This window comes from Paraburkholderia sp. BCC1876, from assembly GCF_902833695.1.
GTDB lineage: Bacteria > Pseudomonadota > Gammaproteobacteria > Burkholderiales > Burkholderiaceae > Paraburkholderia.
In genome coordinates this window covers 67,321-91,181 of record NZ_CADFGI010000001.1, presented here as the reverse complement: position 1 = coordinate 91,181, position 23,861 = coordinate 67,321, and the positions used below count along the sequence as shown (strand labels likewise).

Genomic DNA, 23,861 nt, shown 5'->3' with positions numbered 1-23,861 from the left:
CTCCAAAGTCGGTTAATGGGCGACGGCGGCGGCGCCGTGCTCGTCGATCAGATGGCCGGTGTAAAAACGCTCCAGCGAGAACGGCGCATTCAACGGATGCGGCTCGTCGCGCGCGATGGTGTGCGCATACGCCCAGCCCGAACCCGGCGTCGCCTTGAAGCCACCCGTGCCCCAGCCGCAATTGAAGTAAAGGCCCTTCACGTCGGTCTTGCTGATGATTGGGCACGCGTCCGGCGACACATCCACGATGCCGCCCCACTGGCGATTCATCCGCACCCGCGAGAACACCGGGAACATTTCGACGATCGCTTCGAGCGTGCCTTCGATAATCTGGAAACTGCCGCGCTGGCCGAACCCGGTGTATTGATCGACGCCCGCGCCGATCACCAGATCGCCCTTGTCGGACTGGCTGATATACGCATGCACCGCGTTCGACATCACCACCGTGTTCACCACCGGCTTGATCGGCTCGGACACCAGCGCCTGCAACGGGTGGCTTTCCAGCGGCAGGCGTATGCCGGCCATATCCGCGAGCGTCGACGTATTGCCCGCCGCCACCACGGCGACTTTCTTCGCCTTGATAAAACCCTTGGTGGTGTCCACGCCGATCACCTGGCTGCCGTCGCGGCGAATGCCTGTCACCTGACAGTTCTGCACGATATCGACGCCGGCCTGATCCGCGCCGCGCGCGAAGCCCCACGCGACCGCGTCGTGACGCGCCACGCCGCCGCGACGCTGGATCGACGCACCGAGCACCGGATAGCGGCTATTCAGATTGATGGTCGGCTCGATTTCCTTGATCTGCGCCGGCGTGAGGAATTCGGCGTCCACGCCGTTCAGCCGGTTGGCATTCACACGACGTTCCGTGTCGCGCACGTCCTGCAACGTGTGCGCGAGATTCATCACGCCGCGCTGGCTGAACATCACGTTGTAGTTGAGATCTTGCGAGAGCCCTTCCCACAGTTTCATCGCCTTTTCGTAGAGCGCGGCGGATTCGTCCCACAGGTAGTTGGAACGCACGATCGTCGTATTGCGCGCCGTATTGCCGCCGCCGATCCAGCCTTTTTCCAGCACGGCGATATTGCGCACGCCGTGTTCTTTCGCGAGGTAATAGGCCGTGGCGAGACCATGCCCGCCGCCGCCGACGATCACCACGTCGTACTCGCGTTTGGGCTCGGGGCTCTTCCACTGGCGCTCCCAGTTCTCGTGATACGACATCCCGTTGCGCAAGAGGCTGAATATCGAATAGCGGCTCATCGTTAATCCTTGTGGGTACGGTCTTTCAATGCGTGTTCAACATTCGATGACGTTCACGGCCAGGCCGCCGCGCGACGTCTCCTTGTATTTGGTCTTCATGTCCGCGCCGGTTTCGCGCATGGTCTTGATTACGTTGTCGAGCGACACGTAGTGCTGGCCGTCGCCTTTCATTGCCATACGCGCCGCGTTGAGCGCCTTGATCGCGCCCATCGCGTTACGTTCGATGCACGGAATCTGCACGAGGCCGCCGACCGGATCGCAAGTCATGCCCAGGTTGTGTTCCATGCCGATTTCGGCGGCGTTTTCGACCTGCGTGGGCGTGCCGCCCATCACGGCGGCGAGCGCCGCGGCGGCCATCGAACAGGCCACGCCCACCTCGCCCTGGCAGCCCACTTCGGCGCCGGAGATCGAGGCAGTTTCCTTGTAGATGATGCCGATCGCGGCCGCCGTCAGCAGGAAGTCGACGATGCCGGCGTCGTTCGATGCGTGCATGAACTTCACGTAGTAGTGCAGCACTGCGGGAATCACGCCGGCCGCGCCGTTGGTCGGCGCCGTGACGACCCGCCCGCCCGCTGCGTTTTCCTCGTTGACGGCCATCGCGTACAGATTGACCCAGTCGAGCATGGAAAGAGGATCGCGCAACGATTCTTCCGAATGCGAACGCAGTTGCGCGCACAGGTCGGCCGCGCGGCGTTTTACGTGCATCGGACCGGGCAACTCGCCGCGCACCTTGCAGCCGCGTTCGACGCAGGCCGACATGGTGCGCCAGATCGCCAGCAGGCCTTCGCGTACTTCGTGTTCGGGGCGCGACGCGCATTCGTTGCGCAGCGTGATCTGGGCGATCGACAGGCCGGTTTCGCGGCACACGCGCATCAGGTCATCGCCGGTGCGAAACGGATGCGGGACCTCCGCACCGGCACGCAGGCCGTTGACGCGATCGCCTTCGCGATTCACCACGAAGCCGCCGCCGATCGAGTAATACTCTCTCTCGACGAGCAGTTGCGCGTTTTCGTCGAAGGCCTGGAAGCGCATGCCGTTCGGATGCACGATGCCTGAGCCTGGCGCGCCCGGCATCAGCTTGCGGAAGAAGCCGAGGTGGTCGCGTTCGTCGAATTTGACGGGGTGTTTGCCGAGTAGCGTGAGCTGTTTCGTTTCGCGGATGGTCTTCAGGCGCGGTTCGATCAGGTCCGGGTCGATCAGGTCGGGGAGGTTGCCTTCCAGGCCTAGCAGGACCGCTTTGTCCGTGCCGTGGCCTTTGCCGGTTGCACCGAGGGAGCCGAATAGTTCGATCTTGATGCTGCGCACAAAAGCCAGCAGGTTGGCGTCTTCGATGTGGGAGGCGAAGCGGCAGGCGGCGATCATCGGGCCCACGGTGTGGGAGCTGGATGGGCCTATGCCGATCTTGAACAGATCGAAGACGCTGACGTTCATTTTCGGGGGCCTTGTTTCGCTTTATGCGGTTGGGTTTGGGGTTGGTGTATTGCAACTCACGTGGGTTTTGGTCGATAGAATAAAAACGCCATTGGCGTGGGATGGGGTCGTCAGGGGGCGCGGCCTGATGCGGCGCTGGGCGGGTTTTTTATGGTTTTGGGCGGGTTTGGGATGGTTGGTGGTGGTGGTTTTTTGTTTTGTTGGCCTTTCCTTGATGCGGTAGTGGTCTATTAGCGTTGCCCCTGTGCGGGGCGGCACCTACTTCTCTTTGCCGCGGCAAAGAGAAGTAGGCAAGAGAAAGCCGCTCACACCGCTAATTCTGAAGTGGGTCCCCCGCACAGTCTCGGTAGTGGCTCATCTGGAATCTGTGTTCTCGCACATTCCGCGCTCGTGACAAAGGCGTCATTCTTCCGGCGGCGCTGCGCGCGCCGTGGCGGTCGTTCAAGCACGGCCCCTGCTAAGCGGGGCCCTCGCGCAGCGGCGGCAGTGGTGCATCTGGAATCTGTGTTCTCGCGCATTCCGCGCTCGTGACAAAGGCGTCATTCTTCCCGCGGCGCTGCGCGCGCCGTGGCGGTTGTTCATCAAAACATCGGGGCTGTGCGCGCCCGCGGCGGGTCCTCGCCGGGACATGGGGGCTTTGTGGGCAACGCCGAAATCAGCATCACATTTTGGCGCGTCGCCGAGGCGGAGCCAACGGCTCTCGCTGCGCGGAGGAACACCACTGATTCGGCGTTGGACCCTTCCGACGAGCGCGCAGCGCAAGCCGGGAGGAATGACGGCCTTGTCACGAGCGCGGAATGCGCGAGAACACAGATTCCAGATGAGCCACTACCGCAACTGCGCGGGAGCCCCGCTTAGCAGGGGCCGTGCTTGAACGACCGCCGCGGCGCGCGCAGCGCCGCCGGAAGAATGACGCCTTTGTCACGAGCGCGGAATGTGCGAGAACACAGATTCCAGATGAGCCACTACCGTGGCTGTGCAAGGGCCCCGCTTATGAGCTAGCGGTGTGAGCGGCTTTCTCTTGCCTACTTCTCTTTGCCGCGGCAAAGAGAAGTAGGTGCCGCCCCGCACAGGGGCAACGCTAATAGACCACTACCGCATCAAGGAAAGGCCAACACCAAAGCACAAAACACCCCCAAAACCACAGCATAAACAAAAACCTCCAGGTGCTATGCTAGCCCCACCAAGCAACCCCAAAAGCTGCACGCATGCACCCACTCCACAGCGCCGACGCAACGCCCAAACAACGCATCCGTTTCGGCATCATCCTCCTCCCGAACTTCACGCTGACGGCGTTCTCCGGCTTTGTCGACTTACTACGCCTGTCCGCCGACGAAGGCGACTTCAGCAAGCCGGTCCGTTGCTCATGGAGCGTGATAGGCGAAACGCTCGCCCCGGTGCGAGCAAGCTGCGGCATCCAGATCACCCCATGGGAAACCTTCGACAACGCCGAGCCCTTCGACTACGTCGTCGTAGTAGGTGGCCTGCTGCATTCCGGCCCGGCAGCCAACGATGCAACCCTCGCCTTCATCCGCCGCGCCGCCGCGACCGACGCAACCTTAGTCGGCATGTGCACCGGCGTCTTCTCGCTAATGCGCGCAGGCGTGCTGGAAGGTCACCGCATCTGCGTGAGCTGGTTTCACTATTGGGATTTCATCGAACGCTTTCCGTCGGTCAATGAAGAAGCGCTAGTAGCCGATCGTCTCTTCGTGATCGACCGCAGACGCATTACCTGCTCGGGTGGCCGCGCCTCGATCGACGTCGCCGCCGCGATCCTGCTGCGTCACTTCGAAACCGCCACGGTGCAAAAAGCGTTGCGTATCCTGCTGGTCGACGACATGCAGAAAGGCAACGCGCCGCAGCCGCATCCGCCGGGTCTCGCGCCCGCCGCACATCCGAAAGTGAAGCGCGCGATTCTGCTGATGGAACAGCACGTAGGCCGCTCTTTATCGCTCGACGAACTGGCCGGCAAGCTCGATCTCTCGCCGCGTCAACTCGAGCGGCTCTTCAAAGCGCAAACCGGCAAGGCGCCGCAGGCCTACGCGAAGCAGGTGCGTTTGCGCACCGCTGCCTGGCTGCTGACAAGCTCGGATAAAACCGTCGCCGATATCGCGTCGAGTTGCGGCTTCTCCGATGCATCGCATCTGGGCCGCGAATTCCGCAAGCAATTCGGTTTACCGCCGATGATGTACCGCGAGCAACGCGGCACGGCCGCGGAAGTGGACGACGGCGCCGGTTACGACGAAACGTTCCCGGGCCGCGCTCAGGCGATCTGAAGGCGGCAATCTGGGCACTGCGCCTTGACGCAGCGCGTTGGACTGAAACAATCCAGGGCACTCAGTCCAACGCACTGGTTTACGACATTTGAACCGCGCTCCCGCGCCGCCCACGGCAACGCGAAAGCCCTCCGATCAAACTCACTGCCCCGCTACATAAGCCTTCACCGCCGGCAGTCCATCCTTCCCATCGAACGTCTTCACCCCCGCGAGCCACTTATCCAGCACCGCCGGGTTCGCCTTCAACCAATCTTTCGCGGCCTTGTTCGGGTCGGTCTTGTTCATGATCGGCAGCATCACGTGGTTCTCGATATCGGTCGTGAAGTGCAGATTCGACACCAGCTTCGCGACGTTCGGGCAACGCGCCGAGTAATCGTTCGGCACCACCGTCAGCACGCGCGCCTCGCCGTAGTTCGGGCCGAACACGTCGTCGCCGCCAGACAGATAATCGATCTTCATCTGCACGTTCATCGGATGCGGTTCCCAGCCGAGGAACACGATCGGCTTCTTCTCGCGAACCGCGCGGTTCACCTCGACCAGCATGCCCGCCTCGCTCGACTCCACCAGTTTGAATTTACCGAGCCCGTACTGATTGCTGTCGATCATTTTCTTGATCAACGCATTGCCGTCATTGCCCGGCTCGATCCCGTAGATCTTGCCGTCGAGCTTGTCGTAGTTCTTTGCGATGTCGCTGAAGTTCTTGATACCGGCCTGGTACGCGTAATCCGGCACCGCCAGCGTATATTTCGCGCCGGTCAGGTTCGGCGTGGGCAGCACCGTGAGTTGGCCGGCCTTCCTGAACGGGTCGATCATCGGGTCCATGGTTGGCGACCAGTAGCCGAGGAACACGTCGATCTGTTTGCTCTTCACGCCGGCGAACGTGATCGGCACCGAGGCGATCGTCTTGGTCGGCTTGTAGCCGAGTCCTTCGAGCACCGTCGACGCCAGCCCGGTGGTGGCCGCGATATCGGTCCAGCCCACGTCGGCGAATCGCACGTCGCGACAGGTGGCGGGATCCGCAGCGAACACAGACGACACAGACAGCGCGCACAACGACGCAGCCCACAAACGTTTCATGGCATTCCCTCAGAGTAGTTGATGCTCGACTGGTTTTATTAAACGGATTCTGTCAGTGAGACTTTTTTAAGCCGACTATTCACGCCGACAAGCGCCGCTCGACACTCGGCGCATGCCCGAACTGCGCGCGATACGCCTTGCTGAAATGGCACGGCGAATGAAACCCGCACACCGTGGTGACACGTCCAATCGACGCATCCGTATTGCGCAGCAACTCGCGCGCGCGACGCAGGCGCAGCGTCAGGTAGTAATGCGTGGGCGACACGCTCAGAAACATCTTGAACATCCGCTGCAAATGACGTTGCGAGAGATGCACGAGCCGCGCGAGTTCATCGAGCGAGAGCGGCTCTTCGATGTTCGCTTCCATCAGCCGCACCACTTCGATCAATTCCGCGCGCGAAAAGCCGACCCGCGCGTCGACGGGAATGTGCTGATAGTCGGTCGAGCCACGAATCCGCTCGACGATAAACTGCTCGGACACTTGCGCCGCCACCGCGTGGCCCAGCCGCATGCCGACGAGGTTCAGCATCAGATCGAGCGGCGCGGTGCCGCCGGTGCAGGTCATGCGGTCGCGGTCGATCACGAACAGTTCGTCGGCGAAACGCACGTGCGGGTAACGCTTGTTCAGCGGCGACATGTCCTCCCAATGCACGGTGGCGCGATAACCGTCGAGCAGTCCCGCCGCCAGCAACGCATACGGTCCGGTGCAAATGCCGCCGAGCGGAATGCCTTTGGCGGCCACGTCGCGCAGCAACGCGATCACCGTCTCGTCTACGTAATCGCGCACGTGCCAGCCGGCGCATACGAACAGCACATCCGGCAGGCCGGCTTCGGCCAGCGTCGTGGTGGGCTTCACCGTAATGCCGTTGCTGGCGCGCGCCGGTTCGCCGTCCGGCGTGATCACCGACCAGCGGTAGTGCTCCGCGCGGCCGACGTAATTGGCCATGCGCAGCACCTCGACCGCGCTGGTGAACGCGATCATCGAAAAGTTCGGCAGCGTCAGAAAGCCGACGTGCGCGAGCCCGGACAACGGCGAATCGGCGGGGGCGTCAACCGGTGTGATCGCGTCGCGCTTCATCGGCGGCTCAGCCGTGTTGCGCCGCCGGCTCGCGGCGCACTTTCATGAGACCGCGCAAGCCCGACAGCAGCGGTGCGCGCGCCATGCCCGGCGCCCGGCCGAAGCTCTCGGTAATACGGTCCAGAATGATCGCGAGCATCACCACGGAAAGTCCGCTTTCGAAACCGAGCCCGATGTCGAGCCGCTGAATACTCGCCAGCACGTCGTTGCCGAGCCCGCCCGCGCCCACCATCGACGCGATGATCACCATGGAGAGCGCCATCATGATGGTCTGGTTCACGCCGGTCATGATCGACGGCAGCGCGTTCGGAAACTGCACCTTGTAGAGCAGTTGCCACGGCGTGCAGCCGAACGCCTGCCCTGCTTCGACGATTTCGCGGTTCACGTGCTTGATGCCGAGCGACGTGAGTCGCACCGCCGGCGGCATCGCGAAGATCACGGTGGAGATGATGCCCGGCACGCGACCCAGGCCGAACAGCATCGCGGCCGGAATCAGGTAGACGAACGCCGGCATGGTCTGCATCAGATCGAGCACCGGGCGCACGATCGTCTCGACCGTGCGGCTCTTCGCCGTCCAGATGCCGAGCGGTATGCCGAGCAGCAGGCTGATCAGGGTCGACGACAGGGTGAGGCCGAGCGTGATCACCATCTGATCCCAGAAGCCGGTGCTGTAGATCAGCAACAGCGCCAGCAGCGTGAACGTCGCGAAACGCCAGCCTACCCGCCACAACCCGATGCCCACGAAAAATGCCATCAGTGCCCACATCGGCACGGCCTGCAGGCCATGTTCAACCAGCGCGGCAAAGCTCTCGATCACCTTGCCGATGGAATCAAAAGTTGCCGCGTCGTGGTCGAGCAGGTAGTGAACGCCGTGATCGACCCAGGCGCCAAGTGGAATGACTTCAGACATGGGAACCTCGATGACGCGTGAGAACGTTCAGCACGTTCGTCTTGTTGACCGAACCGCAGTAGGAGCCGTCCGCTTCGACGACCGGCAGCGGCGCGCGGCTCGCCACCACGCGTTCGACCACGTCGTCGAGCGGCGTGGTGCGGCGGATGCATTCGATGTGATTGAGTTGCGGCGACGCGCTGCCCATCGCATCGCGGCACACGAAGCCGCGAAACTTGCGCTCGCCGTCGAGCACGAACGCGTAGTCGGCGCTGCCGTTCAGCGTCGCGGCCACGCTCGACGCGTCGATCGGCTGCGAGTGCTGCATCAGCGGCACGGCGTCGGTCTGCATCAGGTCGCCGGCGGTCAGATAGCGGCTGGTGTCGATGCCTTCGAAGAACGCCCGCACGTAGTCGTCGGCCGGGTTGGTGATGATTTCCTGCGGCGTGCCGACCTGCACGACCTTGCCGCCTTCCATGATCGCGATGCGCGTGCCGATGCGCATCGCCTCTTCCAGATCGTGCGAGACGAACAGGATGGTGCGCTGCTGCTCGCGCTGCAGATCGAGCAGCACGTTCTGCATTTCCTTGCGCTTGAGCGGATCGAGCGCGGAGAACGCCTCGTCCATGATCATCAGCGACGGGTTGACCGCCAGCGCGCGCGCCAGACCCACGCGCTGCTGCATGCCGCCGGACAGTTGCGCGGGCAACTTCTCCGCGAACGGCGCGAGGCCGACCTGCTCCAGCACGGTCATGGCGCGCTGTTCGCGCTCCTTGCGGCTCACGCCCGCCACTTCGAGGCCGAACGCCGCATTGGACAGCACGGTGCGCTGCGGCATCAGCGCGAAGGACTGGAACACCATGCTCATGTCCTTGCGGCGCAGCGCCGTCAATTCGGCGCGCGGCACGGCGGCCACGTCGCGGCCGTCGATCAGCACCTTGCCGGCGCTCGGTTCGACGAGCCGGTTGATCAGGCGGATCAGCGTCGACTTGCCGGAGCCGGACAGGCCCATCAGCACGAAGATCTCGCCTTCCTTGACCTCGAACGACACGTTATGAACACCGACGATCTGACCGGTTTGCGCGAACACGTCCTCTTTCGTCGCGCCGCCGGCCAGCATGTTGAGTGCCTGTTTCGGGTTGGTGCCGAACACCTTGCACAGCCCTTCGACCACGACCTTGGGGGAATTCATTGAACGCTCTCCTCTCCTGTTGCTGCGGTGGCGGACGTGCGTCCGCGCTGTGCATACATAGTTGCCAGAAAAAAGTACGCGTTGCCGACTATTTGCGACAGGCACATGTGGAAATACGACACCTGTGTCGCACGGGAGTCAGCGGCGGATGGCCGGAGGCTTGCTGGATAAGGGTTTGACGGGAGTCGGGAGGGATCAGGTGGCGTGTCGCGCCAGAGCAAGTGACGACGAATTACGCGAAAAAAACGCAGCGCTGAGCCGGCACGGCCGGGTTGCGGCGGTGCAACAAGCGTGCCGCTAGACGGCGATTGCGGCCGCGGCGGCGCGTAAGGAAAACGCGAAATATCAGGAATGCACGGACGACCCCGCATGCAGCAGCCGGCCGCCTCGCGCGAATTGAACGATCACTGCGGCGCGTGCGCCGCCCGAAACCCGCGCCTTCCCACCATCAACGCAAGCAACGCCGACACCGCGAGACTCGCCGCCACCACATACAAGCCCGCCGCATAACCACCCGTCACGCTTTTCAACCAGCCGATCGCGAACGGCCCGACAAAGCCGCCCAGATTCCCGATCGAGTTGATCATCGCGATACCGGCGGCCGCGCCCGCACCGGACAGAAACGTGCTCGGCATCGCCCACAACGGCGCCTTCGCCGCGCTGATCCCGACATTCACGAGCACCAGCGCCAGCACGACCGCCACCGCCGTATCCGCGACGCCGGCCCAGGCCAGTCCGATGGCCGCCGCCACGCACGGAATCACCACGTGCCAGGTCCGCTCGCCACGCCGGTCGGAATGCCGCGCCCACCAGACCATGCCGAGCACGGCCAGCACACTCGGAATCGCGTTCAACGCCCCCGTACCCAGCGCACTGAACCCAAACTGGCGGATGATCAACGGCGCCCACAAACCGAGCGTGTACAACCCGGCCGACGTGCCGAAATAAATCATCGCCATGATCCACACGCGGCCGTCGCGCAATGCGGCGAGCGCACCCGCCGCGTGGCCGGCCTGCGATTCGCGGCCCATGCGCTCATCGCGCAGCGTGGCGATGAGCCAGGCTTTTTCATCGTCGGCGAGCCAGGTGGCTTTGTCCGGCGAATCGGTGAGCGCTTTCAGCACCACGAAGCCGAGCACGACCGCGGGAATCGCTTCGATGATGAACAGCCACTGCCAGTCCCTCAGGCCCAGCAACGCGGGCATCTGCATGATCGCGCCGGAAATCGGCGAACCGATCGCCGTCGACAACGGCGCGGCCGCCATGAACGCGGCCGCGGCCGCCGCACGCTGGCGGGCCGGAAACCACTGGCTCAGATAGAGAATGATGCCGGGAAAGAAACCGGCTTCGGCGACGCCGAGCAGAAAGCGCAGCGTATAGAACGAAGTCGGGCCGCTCACGAACGCCGACGCCGCCGACACCAGCCCCCACGTCACCATCACACGGGCAATCCACAACCGTGCGCCGACCTTGTTCAGAATCAGATTCGACGGCACTTCGCACAGAAAGTAGCCGAGAAAGAAGATGCCGCCGCCGAGGCCGAACATGGTCGGTGTGAGGCCGAGGTCGTGGTTCATCGTGATCGCCGCAAAGCCGACGTTCACGCGGTCGAGAAAGCTCACAAAGTACAGCAGCATCACGAAAGGCAAAATGCGCCAGGTGAGCTTGCGAACCACACGGGCTTGCAATTCGGTGTTCATGTCTCTGTCTCCGCTCTATCTCTGCAGGGTGCAGCGAGATCGCCCGTGACGGGGTGCGCCCGGGCGTTATGTTCTCGTCTTGCGCGCTCGGAGCGCGCGATGCTTCGGGTGCTTCGGGTGCCTCATGTGCCTCAGGTGCTGTGGATGCCGCCGGTGTTTCAGGCCGCTTTAGCCTCGGTGGCCGCCGTTCCACCTGCCGCTTCCGACGCCAGCAACGCACACACCGCATCCGTCACCTGCGCCGTGGTCGCGCTGCCGCCCAGGTCGCCGGTATGCAGCGACGGATCCGCCGTGATGCGTTCGATCGCGGCCATCAGCTGGCGCGCGGCGGCGTCTTCGCCGAGATGCTCGAGCATCATCACCGCCGACCAGAACGTGCCGACCGGATTGGCAAGCCCTTTGCCCATGATGTCGAACGCGGAACCGTGAATCGGCTCGAACATCGACGGATAACGCCGCTCGGGATCGAGATTGGCCGTCGGCGCAATGCCGAGGCTGCCGGCCAGCGCGGCGGCGAGATCGCTCAGAATGTCCGCGTGCAGATTGGTCGCGACGATCGTGTCGAGCGTGGCGGGCCGGTTGACCATGCGCGCGGTGGCCGCGTCGACCAGTTCCTTGTCCCAGCGCACGTCGGGAAACTCCTGCGAGATCTGCAACGCGATCTCGTCCCACATGACCATGGCGTGACGCTGCGCATTGCTCTTGGTGATCACCGTCAGCAGCTTGCGCGGCCGCGACTGCGCGAGTTTGAACGCGAACCGCAGAATCCGTTCGACGCCGGCACGCGTCATCATCGAAACATCGGTCGCGACTTCGATCGGATGCCCCTGATGCGCGCGGCCACCGACGCCCGCGTACTCGCCTTCCGAATTCTCGCGGACGATCACCCAGTCGAGATCCTGCGGCGCGCAGCGTTTCAACGGCCCGTCGATGCCGGGCAGGATCCGCGTCGGACGCACGTTCGCGTATTGATCGAAGCCCTGGCAGATCTTCAGGCGCAAACCCCACAGCGTGATGTGATCGGGAATGTGCGGATCGCCCGCCGAACCGAACAGGATCGCGTCCTTGTCGCGCAGCGCGTCGAGCCCGTCGGCCGGCATCATCACGCCATGCTCGCGGTAGTAGTCGCCGCCCCAGTCGAAACTCTCGAACGCGAAGCCGAACGTGTCGCTGCGCGCGGCGATCGCTTCGAGCACGCGCTGTCCCGCAGGTACGACTTCCTTGCCGATGCCGTCGCCGGGAATGGTTGCGATGCGATAGGTTTTCATGGGCGTCTCCGTGTCCGTCTGTTGTGAAGGTATGAGTGGCATCGTAGATCGGCAACGGTCCTTGCAAACGCTGCTAGACTCAAAGCATCCTTAACTTCAGGTTAACAATGGGCCGCTGCGTATGACCGCCTCGATACAACCCGACGACCTCGCCTTCTTCTCCACGCTGGCCGCCAGCGGCAGCCTGACCGCGGCGGCGCGCGAACTCGGCCTGAGTACGGCGGCCGTCAGCAAGCATCTGGCACAGATGGAAACGCGCGCGGGTGTCTCGCTGGTGAACCGCACCACGCGGCGCATGAGCCTCACGCCCGAAGGCGAGCTGTACCTGACCCGCGCGCGCCGCATTCTCAGCGAAATGGACGATCTCGCGCAGTTGCTCGGCGGCTCGCAGGCGGCGCCTAAAGGCCTGCTGCGCGTGAACGCGACGCTCGGTTTCGGCCGCAGCCACGTCGCGCCGCTGATCTCGCGTTTCGTGCGGCGCTTTCCGCAAGTGGACGTGCAGTTGCAACTCTCGGTCGACCCGCCGCCCATCAGCGAAGACGCGTTCGACGTCTGCGTGCGTTTCGGCGAACCACCCGACGCGCGCGTGATTGCGCGCAAGGTGGCGCGCAATCGCCGCCTGCTGTGCGCGTCGCCCGCGTATCTGGCCGAGCGGCGCGCGCCGCGCAGCCCGGCCGAATTGGCGCAGCACAACTGCATCGGCATCCGTCAGGGCGACGACGGCTACGGCTTATGGCGGCTCACTAGCGGACGCGGCGCGACGGAGAAAACCGAAACGGTGCGAGTGCGCGGCAACCTCACCACCAACGACGGCGAAATCGCCGTGAAGTGGGCGCTCGACGGCCAGGGCATCCTGATGCGCGCGGAGTGGGATATCGCGGACTATCTCGCCGACGGCCGACTCGTTCACGTGCTGCCCGACTACCGCACGCCCGGCGCGGATATCTACGCGGTGTACCCGCAGCAGTTGCAGATGACGGCGCGCGTCAAGGCGTTCGTCGACATGCTGGTCGAGACGCTCGGGGCGCGCGAGGCGAAGTGAACGGCTTCCGCGCGGAGCCAGCCACAGTTCTGCAATGCAGAACTTCCAGAACACTCGTACGTGCGCTGATTCAAACTGGGTAAATTCGCTTAAACCATTATTCACAAAGTGTTACAAGGAAAATCAAGCGCTCCCTACGCGCCAGGTGTTTTCCCTATTTAGGCCTGCATTGCAGTCCAACCAGCAATTTCCCTCGTTGACACAGTGCGAACGGTCGTGCGAAATTGCGCCTGCATCCTGCACGGAAACACTTAGTCGGTGAGCCCCCCGCCACGCCGGCCCGCACGACGGAGCCAGCGCCACGACGTCAGGCAAGCTCACCCGCAGCGCTTACCAGCCACGCCGATATTTCGCATCCCTGATCAGCCTGCGAGGGCTCGCTGTCGCCTGTTGAAAACGCTTCGCGCCGCAGATCGCCTGCACTTTGCAACACAAGCATTACTTCGCCAGTTCACTCGATTCCAAAAACCAGGGAGACACGAAGCATGCCGGCAAGCCATCGCAATCGAGTTGGAGTCATTCTCAGATTCATGAGTGCATGTGCGCTGGGTTCGATCCAGTGCGCGCATGCGCAGAGCAGCGTCACGTTGTACGGCATCGTCGACGGTTCGCTGATGTACACCAGCAAAACGCTCAACGCGGCGACCGGCCAAAGCGCCGGTCATCAGTATTCGTTCACCGACAGCGGCCTGTCCGGTTCGCGCTTCGGCATGCGCGGCACGGAAGATCTGGGCGGCAACACCCGCGCGATTTTCGAAATCGAAAGCGGTATCAGCGTCGCGAACGGCTCGCTCAACAATTCGAACGGCAACGAGTTCGGCCGCCAGGCGTGGGTTGGCGTGGACGGCGGCTTCGGCACGATCAAGGCCGGCCTGCAGTTCTCGCCGTTCTTTCTCGCGGTGTACGACTTCGACCCGCGGCAGATGTCGTATTTCGGCAGCGGCCTGGTGACGTATCTGAACAACGTGTACGTGACCGGCTTGTTCAATCCGAATGCGGTGTCGTACACGTCGCCGGAAATTGCCGGCTTGCAGGCCAGCGCGATGATAGCGTTGGGCGGCACCGCCGGCGACTTCCAGGCGGGCCGGCAGTACTCGGCGAGTCTGCGCTATCACCTCGGCTCGCTCACCGTCGACGCCGCGTTGTATAGCGGCAATGCGGGCGGCAGCGCCGCATCGATCGCGATTCCCAGCGTGGTCGAGTTCAACGGCCGCGCACTCGGCGCGAGTTACACGTTCAACAATCTGATCGTCAAGGCGTCGTACGTGCAGTACAAGGTCGCCGGCTCGTTCAACGATCGCGTGTATTCGGGCGGCGCCAGTTATCACCTCACGCCGGCGCTCAATATCGACGCCGGCGTGTACGTCACGCGCGACGCCAACAGCTCATCGAACAATTCGATCCTGGCCTCGACCGGGCTTGAATATTCGTTATCCAAAGCGACCGCGGTGTACGGCCAGGTCGGCTTCGTCACCAATCACGGCGCGATGCACACCGGCATTTCCGTCAACAACGCGTTGAACGAAGCGACGGGCACCACGGCCGGCGTGAACGTGGGCATCCGCCATATGTTCTAGCGTCGACAGCACGACAAGGAGCGGGTGCGCGGACAACAATGGTCGGAGGGTTCAAGCGTGGATATGTTTCTGCAGCAGGTCCTCAACGGGCTGACGCTCGGCGGCATTTATAGCCTCGTCGCACTCGGTCTCACGCTGGTGTACGGCATTCTCGCGGTGCCGAATTTCGCGCACGGCGCGTTCTACATGGTCGGCGCGTTCGTGTCGTTCTACCTGATGAGCCGGTTCGGCCTGAACTACTGGCTCGCCATGCTCGGCGCCGGCCTCGCGACCGCGGCGCTCGCGATCCTCGCCGAGCGGCTGGTGTTCCACCCGCTGCGGCGATCCTCCGAATTGCATCCGATGATCGCCGCCATCGGCTTGATGCTGTTTCTCGAAGCCGGTGCGCAGGCGCTCTGGGGCGCGGATTTTCATCGTATGGCCACGCCCTACGCGGGCATCGTCGACCTGGGCGGCGTCAGCGCGCCGCTGCAACGGCTGCTGATTATCGGCGCGGCGTTCGCGCTGGTGGTGCTGCTGCAACTCTTCCTCAGATACACGGTGATCGGCTCGAGCATCATCGCGATGGCGCAGGATCGCGACGGCGCGTCGCTGATGGGCATCGACGCCAACAAGGTCACCATGCTGACCTTCGGCATTTCCGGCTTGCTGGCCGCGGTCGCCGCCACGCTCTACGCGCCGATCAACCTCGTCTACCCGGCCATGGGCCAACTGGTGATCCTGAAGGCCTTCGTGATCATCATTCTCGGCGGCATGGGCAGCGTGCCGGGCGCAATCGTCGGCGGGCTGATCATCGGCATGGCGGAGAGCTTCGGCGCCTTCTATATCTCGACCGATTACAAGGACATCATCGCTTTCGTGCTGCTGGTGGTGATTCTGTCGGTTCGCCCTCAAGGGCTCTTCGCCAGGGAGCTGCGCGCATCATGAAACGATTCGACGGCAAGCTCGGGTGGACGCTGCTGTTCGCGCTCGGCCTGGTGTTTCCATTTCTCGCCAGCAACGATTACCTGCTCACCGTGATGTCCACCGCGTACATCTTCGCGCTGGCCACGGTCGGGCTGAATCTGATCACCGGCTATACCGGGCAGTTCAATCTCGCGCACGGCAGTTTCATGGCGGTGGGCGCGTACACGGTCGGCATTCTGACGGTCGATCACCAGGTGCCGTTCTGGCTCGCGTTCGTTGCATCGGGTGTCGTGACGGGCGGCCTCGGCGTGCTGGTGGGACTCGTGTCGCTGCGATTGCGCGGCCACTATTTCTCGATCTTCACGCTGTGCGTCGGCTACATCATGTTTCTCGTCATCGAGAAGTGGGACAGCGTCACGCATGGTGTGGGCGACATTATCGGCATTCCGGCGCCGTCGGGTTTCGGCCTCGTGTCGTTTGAAAATCCGCGTGCGCTCTATTACCTCGTGTTCGCGTTTCTGGTGCTCGGCGTGTGGCTGATGCATCGCATCGTCAATTCGCTGCTCGGCCGCACATTCATGGCGATCCGCAATAGCGACGGCCTCGCGCAGTCGCTCGGTATCAACCTGATGCGCAACAAGGTGCTGGCGTTCGTGCTGTCGGTGGTCTATGCCGGCTTCGCGGGCGGTCTGTATGCGGGCTCGGTGCGCTTTCTCGGACCGGACCTGGCCGGCGTCGACCACACCTTCGACATGACCATGTACATGCTGGTGGGCGGCATCGGCACGCTCGCCGGTCCGCTGCTCGGCGCGCTCGCCATTCCGTGGCTCACGCAGTATTTGCAGTTTCTGCAGGCGTACCGCTTCGTGGTGTTCGGGCCGATCCTGATTCTGCTGGTGATCTTTCTGCCCAACGGTATCGTCGGTCTATATCAGTCGATGCAAAACCGGCGCGCGGCGCCTTCCCACGGTGCGCGTTCGCGTCGTCAGTCGCAACCCGCGCGAGGTGACGGCCATGCTTGAAATCGACGCGCTCAGCAAACGCTTCGGCGGCCTCGTCGCGGTCGACAACATCAGCACGCACCTCGAAGCCGGCAAGATCAACGCGATCATCGGACCGAACGGCGCGGGCAAGACCACCTTCTTCAACCTGATCAGCGGCACGCATCTGCCGAGCTCGGGCCGCATTCTTTTCAAGGGCGAGGACGTGACGAAGCTCGGCGCCGACCGCATGGCGCGCCTGGGCGTGGCGCGCACGTTCCAGTCCACCGCGCTGTTCGATCGGGCCAGCGTGCTCGACAACCTGATCGTCGGCCATCGCTTGCGCACCCGCTCCGGACTCTGGGACGTGCTCACGCAGTCGAAGCGGCTGAAGCGCGAAGAACGCCTCTGCCGCGACAAGGCGCGCGAGGCGCTCGACTTCGTCGGCTTATCCACACTGGCCGACCAGCTCGCCGGCGGCATCTCGCAGGAAGAACGCAAACGCGCGGCCATCGCACTCGCGCTCGCCACCGAACCGAGCCTGATGCTGCTCGACGAACCCGCGGGCGGCGTCAATCCCGAAGAGACCGAAGGCCTGGCCGATCTGATCCGCAAACTGGTCAAACACGGCGTGACGGTGTGCCTCGTCGAACACAAGATGAACATGATCATGAAGCTCGCGGATCGCATCATGGTGCTGAACTACGGCAAGAAAATCGCCGAAGGCACGCCCGCCGAGATTCGCGCGAACCCGGCCGTGATCGATGCTTACCTGGGGAGCGAGCATGCTGAAGTTTGACAACGTCGCGCTCGACTACGGCAGCTTCCGCGCGCTGGACGGCATCACGCTGCACGCGGACGACGGCGAACTCGTGGTGCTGCTCGGCGCCAACGGCGCGGGCAAAAGTTCGATCTTTCTCGCGACCAGCGGATTGCGCCGTGCCGCGAGCGGCAGCCTGCGCTTCGGCCAGCTCGAGCTGCTCGGCATGACGCCCGCGCAGATCGTGCGCACCGGCGTGATTCAGTGCCCCGAAGGCCGCAAGCTGTTCCCCGGCATGTCGGTGCTGAAGAACCTCACGCTCGGCGCGTACGTGCATCGCGGCGACAAGGCCGGCAACCAGCGCAATCTAGACCAGGTGTTCGCGCTGTTCCCGCTGCTCGCCGAACGCAAGGACCACGCGGCCGGCGCGCTGTCCGGCGGTCAGCAGCAGATGGTCGCGATCGGCCGCGCGATGATGGCGCGGCCCAAGGTGCTGCTGCTCGACGAACCGTCGCTCGGTCTCGCGCCGCTGGTGGTCAGGCAGGTATTCGACGTGATCCAGCAGATCAACCGCGCGGGCACCACCGTGCTGCTCGCCGAACAGAACGCGTTCGCCGCGCTGAAGATCGCGCACCGCGCGTATGTGATCGAGAACGGGCGCATCGTGCTCGAAGGCGATCCGGCGAGTCTGATGAACAACGAAGCGATCCGGCGCGCGTACGTCGGCGGCTGAATCCGCGATTTTCAACGATTCGAGGCATGGCCTCGCGCTGCGCGAGCGTCGCCCGTTTCGCCACTACCAGGGAGACACGCATGACGATCAAACGCATTGGCGGCCAGGCCGGCCGGGCCGTGACCGCAGCGGCGGCCATGACGGCGCTGGCGCTGCTGGGCGCCGCGCCCGCCGTCGCGCAACAGGTGGTGCACATCGGCTACTCGGGCCCGTTGAGCGGCGGCGCCGCGAAGTACGGCCAGGAAGTGCTCGACGGCATGCAGATGGCCGCTGCCGACGTCAACCAGGCCGGCATCGAAGTCGCGGGCAAGCAGATCAAATTCGAGGTCGTGCCGCTCGACGACAAATACAACCCCAGCGAAACCGCGATCAACGCGAAACGTCTCGCGCAGGAACAGCAGGCGGCGGTCGTGCTCGTGCCGCATTCCGGCGGCGGCTTTGCGGTGCAGACCAGCAACGAACAGCAGAAGCTGCTGTTGCTCTCCTACACCAGCGTGCCGCAGATCAGCGAACGCGGCAACAAGCTCACCGTGCGGATTCCGCCGGCCTTCACGTCGTATCTGAACGCCTTCATCAAGTATGAAATGGCGACCTACGGCAAGAAGGTCGCGCTCGCCGCCACCGATACCGACTACGGCAAGGTCTGGGTCGCCGCATTCAAACCGGCGTGGGAAGCGGCGGGCGGCACGATCGTCGCGGACAACGCCATGTCGTATAACCGCGCGACCGATTTCTACAGCGGCGTGAGCCGCGTGCTCGCGGCGAAACCGGATGTGATGTTTATCGGCGGCCCGTCCGAACCGACCGGACTCGTCGCGCAGCAGGCGCGCGAATTGGGCTTCAAGGGCGGCTTCATCGTGATGGACCAGGCCAAGCTCGACGAAGTGGCCAAAGTGGCCGGTGGCTATGCGGCGCTGAATGGCGCAATCGGCGTATTGCCGCTGGCGGACGACAGCACGCCGAACGCGAAGGCGTTCGTCGAGCGTTTCCGCAAGAGTCACGGTGGACGCGATCCGAGCCAGGAAGTGTCGCTGAACTACACCGCGGTGTATGCGACAGCGCTGGCGATGAAACTGGCCGGCAGCGTCAGCGACGCCACGGCGATCCGCAACCAGTTCGACCGCGCGGTGAAGGCACTGCCGCCGCAGAACAATCCGCAAAGCGTGACCGGGGTCGACGATCACGGCGGTTTCGTGATCGGCAATCCGCTGGCGGCGGTGGTTCAGGGTGGACAGTTGAAGTCCGCGGCATTAAGCACGCTGACGGCGGCGAAATAGTGAAGCGCTGAGGCTGGGCCAAAGGAAAGGCGCCGTTTGAAGTTCATTCAGACGGCGCCTTTTTCTTGCGGATTGCTTTAAGCACGTCTTGATTCGAGAAACCGGCGTGCGTCACGCCGGCTCCGCTCATCAGCTCATCAGCCCTTCAACGCGTCGACAATCTGCTCGCGCACCTGCGGCCGCTCGGCAAACGGATCGGTCGGATTGCGCGGCGTGACGATATCGTCCGCGCGGGTTTTCACCGCAGCGAGCGCCTGCGGATGCGAGAAAATATAAAACTGTTCGGCGCGGATCGCGTCGAACACCATCGTCGCGACCTCTTCCGCGCTCACCTTGCCCGAACTCACCGCCTTCTCGCTCAGCGCTCGCGCCACGCGCTGCGAGAGTGTCGCCGGCGCGTCGTTCTCAAGTTCCGACGGACGGTTGCGCTGCGCTTTCGCGATTCCTGTCGGCACGAAATACGGACACAACACCGAGCACGCCACCTGCTGCGTGACCAGCGACAAATCCTGATACAGCGATTCCGTCAGCGACACCACTGCATGCTTGGACGTGTTGTACGGTCCCATCAGCGGCGGATTGAGCATGCCGGCCATCGACGCCGTATTGACGATATGCCCGCGATACGCCGGGTCGCGTTTTGCGGCGTCCAGCATCAGCGGCGTGAACGCGCGCACGCCGTGAATCACGCCCCACAGATTGACGCCGAGCAGCCACTGCCAGTCGCGTTCGGTGTTTTCCCACACGAGCCCGCCGCTGCCGCCCACGCCCGCGTTGTTGAACACGAGATGCACGCTGCCGAACGTGGCAAGCGTGTCGCGCGCCAGCGCATCGATCTCGTCGCCCTTCGCGACGTCGACCCGACGCGCAATGGCTTGCGCGCCGGCCGCTTCGACTTCGGCTAAGGTTTCGTCGAGCGCGTCCTGCTGCACGTCGGCCAGCACGAGCCGCATGCCGAGCTTCGTGCCGAGCCGCGCGAACTCCCGGCCGAAGCCCGAACCCGCGCCTGTGATCACCGCGACCTTGTCTGAGAAATTGTCCATGCGTTTGTCCCGTGGTTGCTGCTGCAAGCTTCAGTATGGGTTCGGCTATGCCGACGTGTTTCCCTCGTGCGCGGCGGGATAAAACCGCTCGCGCAATTCGCGCTTCAACACCTTGCCGATCGGACTGCGCGGCAAACTGTCGACGAACGTCAGCGCGGACAGCCGCTGCATCTTGCCGACCCGCGCGTTGACCCACGCGAGCAACGTGTCGGCATTGATCTCTGCAAGCGGACGGCGCACCACGAACGCGACCGGCGTCTCGCCCCATTGCTCCGATTGCGCACCGACCACGGCCACATCCGCGACGTCCGGATGCTCGCGCACTTCCGCCTCTAGATCGCTCGGATAGACGTTGAAACCGCCCGAGATGATCATGTCTTTCTTGCGATCGAGCAGCGTCAGAAAGCCATCGACGTCGAAGCGGCCCATGTCGCCGGTACGGATAAAGCGCTTGCCGCTCGGGTCGTACCATTCGGCCTCGGCGGTCTTCTCGGGTTGCCGGTAATAGCCGGTCATCATCGCCGGCGAATGGCCGACGATTTCACCGACCTCGCCCACCGCGACTTCGTGCCCCAGTTCGTCGATCAGGCGGACGTCGTGGCCCTCCACCGGCTGGCCGACCGTGTGCAGTTTGGACGGGTAAACGTCGGCCTCCAGCTGGCACGAGCCGCCGCCTTCGGTCATGCCGTAGTACTCGGTGAGCCGGCCGGGCCAGCGGCGCACCACGTCCGCTTTAATGCTTGCCGCGAACGGCGCGCTGGTGCAGAACTTCGCCTGGAAGCTGGAGAGGTCGTAGCGGTCGAATTCCGGATGCGCCATCAGCCGCTGATACTGCACCGGCACCAGCATCGTGTGCGTGACGCGGTGTTGCTGCGCGAGTTCCAGATAACGAGTGGCCTCGAATTTCGGCATCAACACGACCGTGCCGCCGAAGGTCAGCGTCGGCATGAAGCTCACCAGCGTGGTGTTCGAATACAGCGGGGTGGAGATCAGCGTCGTGGCGTCCGGGCCATAGCCGCGCTGAATGGTGCGTGCTGCGTACGCCCAACGCATGCCGTGCGACTGCACGATGCCTTTCGGCGTGCCCGTGGTGCCGGACGAATAGATGATGTTGAACGGCCACGCGGGGTCGATCGTCACGGCGGCGGGCACGGCGCCTTGCGGCGCGAGCCACGTATCGAGCGGAAGGCTGCCCGCGTGCGAATCCAGCGCGATCGGCGTGGCGCTGATTTGCTCGGCGACCGGTTCGAGCAGGCGTTTCACGTCGGCGTCGAGAAACAGCAGCCGCGCGCCGGCATTGCCGATCATGCTGACCAGGCTGGCCGCGCTCGACGAAGGCGCGAGCGGCGCCACCGCGGCCCCGGCGCGCAAACCGCCGAGAAACGCCACCACGTAATCCACCGATGCGCCCGCGCATAACGCAATCGCATCGCGAGGCTGAATGCCGTCGCGCTGCAACGCGGCGGCAAAACGATCGACGCGCGCGTCGAGCGCGGCGTAGCTCAGCACTTCGCCATCGCAGATCAAGGCGGCGTGATCGCCGCGCTCGCCGGCAAAGCGACGCAGCATATCCGTAATGCAGACGAACGGTTCATCCAGTAACGCATCGAGCCATGTCATCGCGATGCGCCTCCGTTGCTATTGCCGTTACCGTTGGCATTACCGCCACCACTACGCGCCGCCGTGCGCGCCGCGTCTTCCTCCTGCAATTTGCGCCACAGAATCTTGCCGCTGCCCGATTTCGGCAACGACGTCACGAACTCGACGATCCGCGGCGCCTTGTACGGCGCCATCTGCTCATGCGACCAGTCGATAATCTCCTGCTCGGTGATCGTGCCCGCATGCGCTTCGTCGGGGACCACCAGCGCCTTCACCGTCTCGCCGCGCTTCTCGTCTTTCACGCCGATCACGCACACTTCGTGAATCGCCGGATGCCGGTACATCAGCGCTTCCACCTCCGCCGGCCACACCTTGTAGCCGGACGCGTTGATCATCCGCTTCAGACGGTCGGTCATGAAGAAATAACCGTCTTCGTCGATATGACCCAGGTCGCCGGTGCGCAGAAAGCGCTTGCCGTCGAGTTCGACAAACGCTTCTTCGGTCGCCTTCGGATTGCGCCAATAGCCTTGCATGACTTGCGGCGCATTCACGACGATCTCGCCGGTTTCGCCTTGCGGCAACTCCTGCAGCGAGGCCGGATCGATCACGCGCGAATCCACGTCGAACACCGGAACGCCGAGACACTGCGCTTTCGGTCGATGCGGCGGATTGATGTGGGTGCCGGCAATCGTCTCGGTCATACCGTAGCCTTCGACGTAATCGAGCCCGGTCAGCGCCTTGAGTTTCTTCGCGATCGCGTCGGGCATGGCCGCGCCGCCGCCGCGCGCGCCGCTCAGGCTCGACAGATCGTAGTCGCCGAGTTTCGGGTTCGACAGAAAGTCGACCATCATCGTGGAGATCGACTGCCACGCGGTCACGCGATAGCGCTGCATGCATTGCACGGCGGTTTCGCGATCCCAGCGCGGCATCAGCACAATGGTCGCGCCGGAATAAATCGCGGCGTTCATGCCGCCCTGCATGCCGGTCACGTGAAACAGCGGCAACACGGACAGATACACGCCATCCGATGGCGCCGCGAACCACACGCAACCGCCCAGCAGCGTGCTCATCACGCTGCGATGCGTGTGCATGCAGCCTTTAGGTTTACCTGTCGTGCCGGACGTATACGGCATCACGCACAAATCGTCGGCGCGGCTCGTGAGCGGTCCGGGCGTATGACGTCGATCGAGTACTTCCTGCCACGGCGTGACGCCGGGAATAGCGAACGCCTTGCGCGGCGCCGCGACGAATTCCGGCACGGCAATCGGCGACGGCCGCTTCAGATAATCGCTATACGTCGCGACGATTGCGTGCTCGATGCCCTGTCCCGGCCCGCTGCCGATCAACGGCTCGACATTCGGAAACAGACACTGCGGCGCGATGATGGTGGTCGCCCCGCTGTCCTCGACGTAATGCGCCAGTTCGACGCCCAGGTTCATCGGGTTGACCGGCACCACGACGGCATTCGCCCGCAGAATGCCGTAATACGCGACGATCCATTGCGGACTGTTCTGCATATACAGCAATACGCGATCGCCCGCCTTGACGTGGCATTCGTGCTGCAGAAAACCCGCGACCCGTTCGGCCTCGTCCTTGAACTCGGCGAACGTGATCGGGGTGTCGTAGAAAATGATGAACGGCTTGTCGGGAAAGCGCGCCGCCGAGACCTCGGCGTTATAGAACAGATTGGTTTCCGGCAGCGTCAGATGCAACGGCACTTGCGGCGGCCAATGCGGATGATGAAGTTGATTCATGACCTCTCCTGTCGACCCGCCG

Annotated in this window: 19 protein-coding genes; 8 read left to right on the top strand and 11 right to left on the bottom strand. The window is 63.6% G+C overall.

The genetic code is table 11. From position 1 onward, the window contains the following. Window positions 1–12 precede the first annotated feature (12 nt). Both HWY05_RS00350 and HWY05_RS00345 read right to left on the bottom strand, forming a co-directional pair. The gene (locus HWY05_RS00350; RefSeq protein WP_035556991.1) at window positions 13–1,257 is read right to left on the bottom strand and encodes a sarcosine oxidase subunit beta family protein; all 1,245 of its coding nucleotides are present in this window, start codon (window positions 1,255–1,257) and stop codon (window positions 13–15) included. A 36-nt stretch (window positions 1,258–1,293) separates the two neighbouring features. Beyond that, on the bottom strand, window positions 1,294–2,688 hold the full coding sequence (locus HWY05_RS00345; RefSeq protein WP_176057036.1) for an L-serine ammonia-lyase: 1,395 nt from the start codon (window positions 2,686–2,688) through the stop codon (window positions 1,294–1,296). A 1,208-nt stretch (window positions 2,689–3,896) separates the two neighbouring features. Here HWY05_RS00345 and HWY05_RS00340 point away from each other — a divergent pair. Then, complete coding sequence (locus HWY05_RS00340) at window positions 3,897–4,964, top strand: GlxA family transcriptional regulator (protein ID WP_176057035.1); 1,068 nt, start codon at window positions 3,897–3,899, stop codon at window positions 4,962–4,964. A 141-nt stretch (window positions 4,965–5,105) separates the two neighbouring features. Here the strand turns inward: HWY05_RS00340 and HWY05_RS00335 are convergent, their stop codons facing one another. The 6 genes from HWY05_RS00335 to HWY05_RS00310 all read right to left on the bottom strand — a co-directional run bounded on the left by HWY05_RS00335 (window position 5,106) and on the right by HWY05_RS00310 (window position 12,168). Continuing rightward, a complete protein-coding gene (locus tag HWY05_RS00335) occupies window positions 5,106–6,041 on the bottom strand; it encodes a choline ABC transporter substrate-binding protein (RefSeq protein ID WP_035556988.1) in 936 nt (311 codons plus the stop codon). Window positions 6,042–6,120: 79 nt separating this feature from the next. After that, window positions 6,121–7,119, bottom strand: a complete 999-nt coding sequence (locus HWY05_RS00330) for a GlxA family transcriptional regulator (RefSeq protein WP_035556987.1) — start codon at window positions 7,117–7,119, stop codon at window positions 6,121–6,123. A gap of 7 nt (window positions 7,120–7,126) precedes the next feature. Continuing rightward, the gene (choW, locus tag HWY05_RS00325) at window positions 7,127–8,029 is read right to left on the bottom strand and encodes a choline ABC transporter permease subunit (protein ID WP_035556986.1); all 903 of its coding nucleotides are present in this window, start codon (window positions 8,027–8,029) and stop codon (window positions 7,127–7,129) included. Next, window positions 8,022–9,200, bottom strand: coding sequence for a glycine betaine/L-proline ABC transporter ATP-binding protein (locus tag HWY05_RS00320; RefSeq protein ID WP_035556985.1), 1,179 nt, complete (start codon window positions 9,198–9,200; stop codon window positions 8,022–8,024). Before HWY05_RS00320 ends, choW begins: the two co-directional genes overlap by 8 nt. 404 nt (window positions 9,201–9,604) lie before the next feature. Beyond that, window positions 9,605–10,900: an MFS transporter gene (locus HWY05_RS00315; protein ID WP_176057034.1), complete on the bottom strand. Its 1,296-nt coding sequence runs from the start codon at window positions 10,898–10,900 to the stop codon at window positions 9,605–9,607. 158 nt (window positions 10,901–11,058) lie between these two features. Further along, a complete protein-coding gene (locus HWY05_RS00310; RefSeq protein ID WP_176057033.1) occupies window positions 11,059–12,168 on the bottom strand; it encodes a tartrate dehydrogenase in 1,110 nt (369 codons plus the stop codon). A gap of 121 nt (window positions 12,169–12,289) precedes the next feature. Between HWY05_RS00310 and HWY05_RS00305 the strand changes: the two genes are divergently transcribed. From HWY05_RS00305 to HWY05_RS00275, 7 genes are all read left to right on the top strand, one after another. Beyond that, a complete protein-coding gene (locus HWY05_RS00305; RefSeq protein ID WP_035556979.1) occupies window positions 12,290–13,210 on the top strand; it encodes a LysR family transcriptional regulator in 921 nt (306 codons plus the stop codon). A 530-nt stretch (window positions 13,211–13,740) separates the two neighbouring features. Beyond that, window positions 13,741–14,787: a porin gene (locus HWY05_RS00300; protein ID WP_176057032.1), complete on the top strand. Its 1,047-nt coding sequence runs from the start codon at window positions 13,741–13,743 to the stop codon at window positions 14,785–14,787. Between the two features lie 57 nt (window positions 14,788–14,844). Next, window positions 14,845–15,714 carry a branched-chain amino acid ABC transporter permease gene (locus HWY05_RS00295; RefSeq protein ID WP_035556975.1) on the top strand — a complete coding sequence of 290 codons (870 nt, stop codon included), beginning with the start codon at window positions 14,845–14,847 and terminating at the stop codon, window positions 15,712–15,714. Further along, window positions 15,711–16,715, top strand: coding sequence for a branched-chain amino acid ABC transporter permease (locus tag HWY05_RS00290; RefSeq protein WP_176057031.1), 1,005 nt, complete (start codon window positions 15,711–15,713; stop codon window positions 16,713–16,715). The genes HWY05_RS00295 and HWY05_RS00290 overlap by 4 nt, the downstream gene beginning before the upstream one ends. After that, on the top strand, window positions 16,708–17,472 hold the full coding sequence (locus HWY05_RS00285) for an ABC transporter ATP-binding protein (RefSeq protein ID WP_176057030.1): 765 nt from the start codon (window positions 16,708–16,710) through the stop codon (window positions 17,470–17,472). Before HWY05_RS00290 ends, HWY05_RS00285 begins: the two co-directional genes overlap by 8 nt. Then, window positions 17,459–18,166 (top strand): ABC transporter ATP-binding protein, encoded by a 708-nt coding sequence (locus HWY05_RS00280; RefSeq protein WP_176057029.1) that lies wholly within the window; start codon window positions 17,459–17,461, stop codon window positions 18,164–18,166. Before HWY05_RS00285 ends, HWY05_RS00280 begins: the two co-directional genes overlap by 14 nt. Window positions 18,167–18,303: 137 nt before the next feature. Further along, complete coding sequence (locus HWY05_RS00275) at window positions 18,304–19,443, top strand: ABC transporter substrate-binding protein (protein WP_244146515.1); 1,140 nt, start codon at window positions 18,304–18,306, stop codon at window positions 19,441–19,443. A gap of 137 nt (window positions 19,444–19,580) precedes the next feature. Here the strand turns inward: HWY05_RS00275 and HWY05_RS00270 are convergent, their stop codons facing one another. Genes HWY05_RS00270 through HWY05_RS00260 form a run of 3 tightly spaced genes read right to left on the bottom strand, consistent with a single transcriptional unit; the run spans window position 19,581 to window position 23,839 of the window. Further along, on the bottom strand, window positions 19,581–20,486 hold the full coding sequence (locus HWY05_RS00270; RefSeq protein WP_176057027.1) for an SDR family oxidoreductase: 906 nt from the start codon (window positions 20,484–20,486) through the stop codon (window positions 19,581–19,583). Between the two features lie 45 nt (window positions 20,487–20,531). Further along, window positions 20,532–22,106, bottom strand: coding sequence for a class I adenylate-forming enzyme family protein (locus HWY05_RS00265; RefSeq protein ID WP_176057026.1), 1,575 nt, complete (start codon window positions 22,104–22,106; stop codon window positions 20,532–20,534). After that, window positions 22,103–23,839 carry a long-chain fatty acid--CoA ligase gene (locus HWY05_RS00260; RefSeq protein ID WP_176057025.1) on the bottom strand — a complete coding sequence of 579 codons (1,737 nt, stop codon included), beginning with the start codon at window positions 23,837–23,839 and terminating at the stop codon, window positions 22,103–22,105. The genes HWY05_RS00265 and HWY05_RS00260 overlap by 4 nt, the downstream gene beginning before the upstream one ends. Between the last annotated feature and the right edge of the window lie 22 nt (window positions 23,840–23,861).